The sequence below is a fragment of the Hazenella coriacea genome (genome assembly GCF_004341825.1).
Taxonomy (GTDB): domain Bacteria; phylum Bacillota; class Bacilli; order Thermoactinomycetales; family Thermoactinomycetaceae; genus Hazenella; species Hazenella coriacea.
On record NZ_SMAG01000015.1, the window covers coordinates 1 to 6,825 of the forward strand.

At 37.4% G+C, this 6,825-nt stretch carries 5 protein-coding genes; 2 read left to right on the forward strand and 3 right to left on the reverse strand.

Features of this window, described 5'->3' with window-relative positions:
* Positions 1 to 193 precede the first annotated feature (193 nt).
* Both EDD58_RS14525 and EDD58_RS14530 read right to left on the reverse strand, forming a co-directional pair.
* Positions 194 to 685, reverse strand: coding sequence for a GNAT family N-acetyltransferase (locus EDD58_RS14525; protein WP_243648759.1), 492 nt, complete (start codon positions 683 to 685; stop codon positions 194 to 196).
* Between the two features lie 466 nt (positions 686 to 1,151).
* Positions 1,152 to 3,053 (reverse strand): terpene cyclase/mutase family protein, encoded by a 1,902-nt coding sequence (locus EDD58_RS14530; protein ID WP_131926838.1) that lies wholly within the window; start codon positions 3,051 to 3,053, stop codon positions 1,152 to 1,154.
* Positions 3,054 to 3,280: 227 nt separating this feature from the next.
* Between EDD58_RS14530 and EDD58_RS14535 the strand changes: the two genes are divergently transcribed.
* Entirely contained in the window at positions 3,281 to 3,541 is a 261-nt protein-coding gene (locus tag EDD58_RS14535; RefSeq protein WP_131926840.1) for a hypothetical protein, read from the forward strand.
* A gap of 51 nt (positions 3,542 to 3,592) precedes the next feature.
* On the opposite strand, the gene EDD58_RS14540 is transcribed toward EDD58_RS14535, so the two are convergent.
* Positions 3,593 to 4,006, reverse strand: a complete 414-nt coding sequence (locus EDD58_RS14540) for a lipocalin-like domain-containing protein (RefSeq protein WP_131926842.1) — start codon at positions 4,004 to 4,006, stop codon at positions 3,593 to 3,595.
* A gap of 338 nt (positions 4,007 to 4,344) precedes the next feature.
* Between EDD58_RS14540 and EDD58_RS14545 the strand changes: the two genes are divergently transcribed.
* Positions 4,345 to 5,955 carry an aminotransferase class V-fold PLP-dependent enzyme gene (locus EDD58_RS14545; RefSeq protein ID WP_165875995.1) on the forward strand — a complete coding sequence of 537 codons (1,611 nt, stop codon included), beginning with the start codon at positions 4,345 to 4,347 and terminating at the stop codon, positions 5,953 to 5,955.
* The last annotated feature ends 870 nt before the right edge of the window (positions 5,956 to 6,825 follow it).

The following is a 6,825-nucleotide window of genomic DNA, read 5'->3' on the forward strand; positions in this document are numbered from 1 at the left end:
CCTCCTTTCTACGGAGTATCTTTATGATACATGACGATACGAATTTTCTCTCTTCAGGTCAGGTTACACTCACTCTTTAGTTTTCAGGGAATACAAACCCCCAAAAGCAAAAAAGCTTTTGGGGGTTTTTTATTTTTAGATTTGATAATGAGAAAACCCTCTAAAACCTTTGGGGCATAGAGGGTTTGATGTTTTAGGAGATTTCCCAATAGATGAAACTTTGATCAGTCCGAGTTTGAGTGAATCCGACCTTTTCTAGCACTCTTACAGAAGGTCTATTGTCTTTCAAACATTCTGCCGTCACTTTTCTTATTTCAGGAAGTTGGAGTAACCATTGCACAAAGCCTTGCACCATTTCAGTGGCATACCCATCGTTTTGATAATCGGGCACAATTCCGTAGCCAATCTCGACAACACCATCCGGACTGGGACACCCTTTGCAACCTATTTCGCCAATCAGGATTTGTTCACTTCTATGAACGATCAATCCACTCCATTTACTTTGTAAAGGATTTTGTTCTAATTGGTCAGCCATCCAAGGCAGAATCTCTGCAAAATCTGGGTTAGGCCATTGTTCTGAAACCTGGTAATTTAAGATAGACTCTAGTTGTTCCTTTCCCATAATCGCAGCACGTACATATTCAAGTGTAAAAGGAACCATCTGTAAACGTTTTGTTTCTATCACTTTTAACCCTCCAGAAATATAGATGAGATGTGGGTTTCTGGAGTCGCAATCATAGGCTTCTCTCCTTATTGGGGTATAAAAAAACATTATAATAAGTCTCTCTTTAGGGCAAGTAAGAGTTTATTAAAAATATCTACTTTTTATTAACATATGTAAATAGAGAGACAAAAAATAGTCGGACTCAGTCCAAGTCCAATTCACCCTAATTTATATTGGATTTGTTATTTATTTCTTGAACTAGTTTCTATAGAAACCCGAGCAGGAGAAGTTTTTTGTACTGTAATAGAACTATGTATAAAATTACGAGTATGCGGGCTCAAATGAATCAAAAAAGATTTGTTATTTATTGAGAATAATTTTTGATTCTTGGTCTCTTTCTAGCTTCAAGATCAGGGGAGGGGAAAATTGAAAATTTAGAAACAGAGTGAGGATTGATATTTATTTGCTTGTCATCACTATTAAGAGTTTATGATTTCTTCTTTTTAGTATTATATTTTTGAAGGTAGTTAGATAGAGTGACTAAAGGCCAAATATAGGGATAGCTATGATAGTAAATGTAAAACTGGTCAGCTAAACCTGCTCCTACAGGATAAGTCCATTCCCATCCCCGTTGCTCCAATAGGAATAATAAACATTGAATACCAGACTCTATTTCTGGAGTGGGTTGATCATGAAAGGCGATTAATGCATCAAGTGCCCATGCAGTTTGGACAGGCGTAGAAGCATTTAGTGGAATATATTTATTAGCGGTATCACTATAACAAGACTCTCCCCATCCCCCGTCTTCATTTTGGATTGAATGTAACCAGTTGGTCCCCTTTGCGACAGTAGGATGCTCTTTAGGAATTCCGATAGATGCTAACCCAGTTAAAGCAGCCCAAGTGCCATAGATATAAGTAACTCCCCATCGACCAAACCAAGAGCCATCAGGGAGTTGATTTTTGATTAACCATTGGTAAGCTCTTTGAACTTGTATGTCCTTTAGAGAACCATCTAGTTCGCTTCCAATGAATTGTAAGGTTCTTCCGGTTAGATCAGCACTAGAAGGATCTCCCCACACGCTTTTTCCATCTTCAAAGGGTAGAAATTTAAACCAAAATTTGTTTGTATTCCGCTCAAAAGCAGGCCACCCTCCATCAGAGTTTTGCATTGATCGCAACCATTGAAGTCCACGTTGAAAAGTATTCACTTTCTTGCCCTTCCGAACTGTAGGAGTGAAAGCCCGTAAACAAGCGGTTGTATCATCGACATCGGGATTGATGGTATTTATATCGGAGAATCCCCAACCTCCTGGAGCCCCCAGAGGGTTACGTAATTTCCAATCTCCGATTTTCGTATGCTGTCGCTTTTTTAAATAAGCTAATCCTTTCTTGATTGAAGGATGTTTCGAAGAGACGCCAGCTTTTTGAAGAGCATAAAGGATGAGTGATGTATCCCAAACGGTGGAGGTTGTTTCCTGTAAGTGTGCACCTTGGGGTAATGGATAAACCAATTGAGTTAAGCCATGATAAGCCTTTTGGATGACTGGATGATTTTTGGGAAATCCAAGGGAGAGAAGTGCAAAAATCATTAAAAAAGTACTAGTCATATAGCTATACAGAGTTCCGTCCTTTTCAATTCGATTCAACATAAACTGTTGCCCGATTTGTACAGCTTGTTGATGGTAATAAGAGCGAAATTGGTAGGGGAGAGAGAGAGTTTGTAGGATCTCCTCTTGTGTATATATGGGAGGTTGAGGTTGCTCAGAATAAGAGCTCAAATCGAGGGAGGATAACCACTTGTCAACTTCCTCGTAGCCAGATAATTGCACGAAATAAGAAGAATCAGCCACAATTAAGATTGGAGCAGCATGAACACGTGTATATCCTACAAAGTCAAAAAAGTTAACAGGGCCCCAAAGGGGAAGTAATAAAAACTCTATAGGGAGTTTAGGGAATTGGGACCAACTGCCATGTCTAAGTAAGGTTTGGACAATACGTGTCATGGATCCAGCACGTTTGATCCCTCCATGAGATTGTAAAAATTCGATAGTCTTCTTCATTTCTGGGTCATTAGCACTTTTGGCTCCTGAATATAAAAGTGCAATAGAGGTATCTATGGTACTTGATAGATTCCCTTCTTTTTCATCATAAAAAAGCTTCCAAGTTCCTGAAGAGGTTTGTTTATGGATGATTCGTTCCACTAGGGCTTCATGGAGAATGGGGTCTTTTTGATCCAGCAAGTTCATGAGTAATAGCATGTAAGCATCAGTCATGGTGCCACTTTCAAAACAGAAGGACCATCGCCCATCGGATTGTTGCTGGTCTAAAAGTTCATTGGCTAAACAATTAATCGCCTTTTCTACCTGTTTTTTATATGGACAAGTCATATCAATCACACCGCCTCTTTCACATTTCTACAACCATATTCATGGAGTAGTGAAGTGAGACGTGAAAAGAAAATGATTTTAAAGATAACCAATATTTTTAGAATACCTAGAAATAAGTCCGAAACCTTAGTGAGGTAAATCTATTTCATAGAAAAGTAGTTACTTGTTTAATCAAGTTTATGACTCTATGTATATATTAGACAATATAATCTTAGGGAGGTGAAAAAATGTCTTTATTTAGTGGTGATGTAGCTGCCATTCTAACGAAAACATTTGATCAAGGGGATGCAATCACAGTCTATGAATCTGGTACTGAGTTAGGAACAGGTACCTATTTAAGTAATACAGATGAGACTTTGACTTGGATCTTAGGTGGGTTATTAACCATTACTATTTTACGTGGTTCTGTTACAGTTCAAAAAGAAATTCCTTCTAATGCCCCAGCTCCAACCCCTGCTTCTCTCGAAACTAGCTCAGAAAAAGAATAGGAAGAATGTAGGAATCGGACACCAAAGACAGTGTCCGATTTTATTTAGGGTCTATTCCTTTTCTACTCGTTCCCAAATCAACCGATTTGATTCATAAGTGATGCCATCAAGTGTAACGGGCTCTGTGGTGGACAAGCAAAGTTGATCGTCCAACCATTCTACAACCCTCTCTTGATGGTGACCGATCCACTGAGGAATCACGGCAACATCCATATGGTGGATCACCGAGTTTTCTTTTAGCTCATACCGACCTGCATAGGCAAAATAATCCAAATAAGAAACTTGGGGAGAACTAGATTTCTCAAATCCTTCTTTCATGATCGCTACATTCATAAACCCATCTTCACTATAAAGAATAAACCCTGTAGCCTTTTCACCCAGTGGATAGACAGTGGAACCATTTGCGAGTGTACTTTGAAAAGAAACAAGCTTCCAAGTACCAATGAAAGATTTTGGATTTAACATAAGTATGTATCCCCTTTTCAAACAGATTTAAAAAACTAGACAGATAGAATCCAGCTAAGTAAGTAACAGCTGGAACTAGAAAAAAAGCTTTTCTTTTGGAGATAAGCTTTGATAATATTTATTCATTATAGTAATTCTATCTAAATCTTACTTGGAATTCTATATTATATAAAAATATATCCCCTTTTCATTCATTTTACTAGTCTAGTATTCAAGTTTCCTACTTTCAAGTGCTAGAAGATAGTGACGGGATTAGTAAAATCGGCAAAATTTTATTGTTTTTGCACTTATTATTCGTTTTTTAGTACATTTTACATTCCTACTAGGAGATGGTTGATGTGAGCTATTTTTTTAAAATTGCTAGTCTTCCGCAAGAGATTATACAGATTCATCAGTTAAACTACCAAACTTTTGTAGAGGAGATTCCCCAACACACCCCTAATCCAGAACGAAGGTTAATCGATCGTTTTCACGACGAAAATACTTATCTGATCTGTCTTCACGAAGAGAAAGTGGTCGGCATGCTTGCGGTAAGAACTCAACGACCATTTTCTTTGGATGATAAAATAGATGATTTAGATCAGTACCTTCCTTTTGTTCCCGAAAAAATAGTAGAAGTTCGGCTGTTGGCGGTTGATGCTAAACATCGGAGAGGAAGAATCTTTTATGGGTTGATGCGTTTTTTGATGCGTTATCTGAAAAAACAAGGGATCGACTTTGCAGTGATTTCAGGTACTACGAGAGAGTTGAAACTGTATCATCACTTCGGATTTACACCATTTGCTAAACGGGTAGGAACCAAGAAGGCTGAGTATCAGCCGATGTATTTGACTTATGATACATATCGTCGTTCAGATGCGTTTAGAATTATTGATATGACATCTAGTTATCTTGCTGGACCAGTAGGAGTAGAAAAGCATGTTTATGAAGCATTTGCAAAAGAAGCAAAGTCTCACCGTAATGATGAATTTATCATGCAAATGAAGCACATACAAAAAAAGCTTTGCTCGTTGACCCAAGTTTCTCATGTTCAGATTTTGCTTGGAAGTGGCACTCTTGCAAATGATGCGGTAGCAGCACAATTATCACTCGAGCCAGGGTGTGGGTTGATTTTGGTTAATGGCGAGTTTGGAAAACGCTTGGTGGATCATGCAAGTCGTTTTTCTTTAAACTTTGATATTTTGGAGGAAGCCTATGGTCAACCACTTTCTTTAGACCGGATTGAAGAATTATTGAAGAAAAAAGTGTATCGTTGGGTTTGGCTTGTCCATTGTGAGACATCAACAGGAGTTTTAAATGATTTACCTCGAATGACACGGCTAGGTAAAAAATATGGGGTTCAAGTCGTTTGTGATTGTATTAGTTCGTTGGGGACGGTTCCTTGTGATTTAAAAGATGTGTTTATGGCGACTGGAGTCAGTGGAAAAGCAATCGGAGCGTTAACAGGCTTGTCTTTTGTTTTTCATAAAGAGCGTATTCAGCCGTCTTCACGATTGCCCCGATATCTAGATTTGGGGATGTATCAGGAGTGGGATAGTATTCCGTATTCACATTCTTCTAATTTAATGAATGCTTTAAGTGTGACTTTAGATCAGTTTACAGACTCTAAAGTTTATGAAGAGACCAGCTCTATGTATGATTGGGTACGCAATCAGCTAGAGCAACGATTAGGGTTAAAAATATTAGCACCTAGAGATGTATCAGCTCCTGGGATTTTGACGATTGAGTTAGATCCAAGGCTTTCATCATCAAGAATTGGAGAGAGAATGCTAGACCAAGGGTTTCATTTGCAATTTGAAAGCTCTTATTTAAAGCAGAGAAATTGGTTGCAAGTAGCTTTTATGGGGAAAATAAAGCGAGAAAATTTTGTGAGGATGTTAGATAGTTTGGAGCAGGTCATAAAAGAAGGTAAAGATGATTTTACCCAAACTGATTGCTCGACGAAATGAGCTATTGAGTGAGAAAATGATAGTTATATTGTAAATAATGTTGCCATGAAAAGTGATTACCTGCTGTTGAAAATTTAAGATAGAGTGGGAACTCCACCTTTTTTGAACGGCGAGCTGCCCAGTACTCTCTTTTTTAGGGTGGGCTTGGATTAAATTTCTGAATCAATAGCTTCTAGAAAGTGTGGAAACACAAGGAACTTGGTAAACTAATCATTTCAAGTATGGGATGTACCTAATGAAGAATGTGATATGGGGTGGCTTAATGATTCAAGAAGCTCACCAATGATGGCGATATAGTTCACTCTATTCTTTCTCTAGAAGCTCTATCGAAAAGATTTAGTGAGACATGGACTTAAGTTCTGTTAGATCACTGTTTCTCTGACGAACAATTTTAGTCAACATGCTAGGAGAGTTGGACAGAGAAACAGCTTTTTTGGTTTCTAAAGATTTGAATTTTTGCTTAAGTCCAGTTCTAATAATAAGTAGGATTATTGTAAACGGGATGAAGATGTATATTTTATTATTACTGATTAGTATTATTTTCAATATACTCGTTTTCAGTGTGTTATGTTTATTTATCTATAAGGCTATTCGAAATAAAAAACATGTTTATTCGTGGTTCATCCTTGTTATTTTGTTTGTTTTTCTTATTTTGACTAGTTATCAAGCTCTTAGGTTTTTTAATGTTATTTAATGATATTTAATGATAAGATCAGCTATAGATATTTTTATAAAAAAAGGGTTGTTTTTTATCTTGAAAGATGTTATATTAATTTTTGTCGCCGCAAGATGCGACGAGATGAAGATTGCACCTTGAAAATGTGAATATGGAAGAACACGATATCTAGTCTAGATGTCATGTTGCATTCA

Bases quoted from the DNA above. Each gene is read 5' to 3' on its own strand.
- EDD58_RS14530 (WP_131926838.1), bottom strand. From the start codon at position 3,053: ATGACTTGTCCATATAAAAAACAGGTAGAAAAGGCGATTAATTGTTTA.
- EDD58_RS14535 (WP_131926840.1), top strand. From the start codon at position 3,281: ATGTCTTTATTTAGTGGTGATGTAGCTGCCATTCTAACGAAAACATTT.
- EDD58_RS14540 (WP_131926842.1), bottom strand. From the start codon at position 4,006: ATGTTAAATCCAAAATCTTTCATTGGTACTTGGAAGCTTGTTTCTTTT.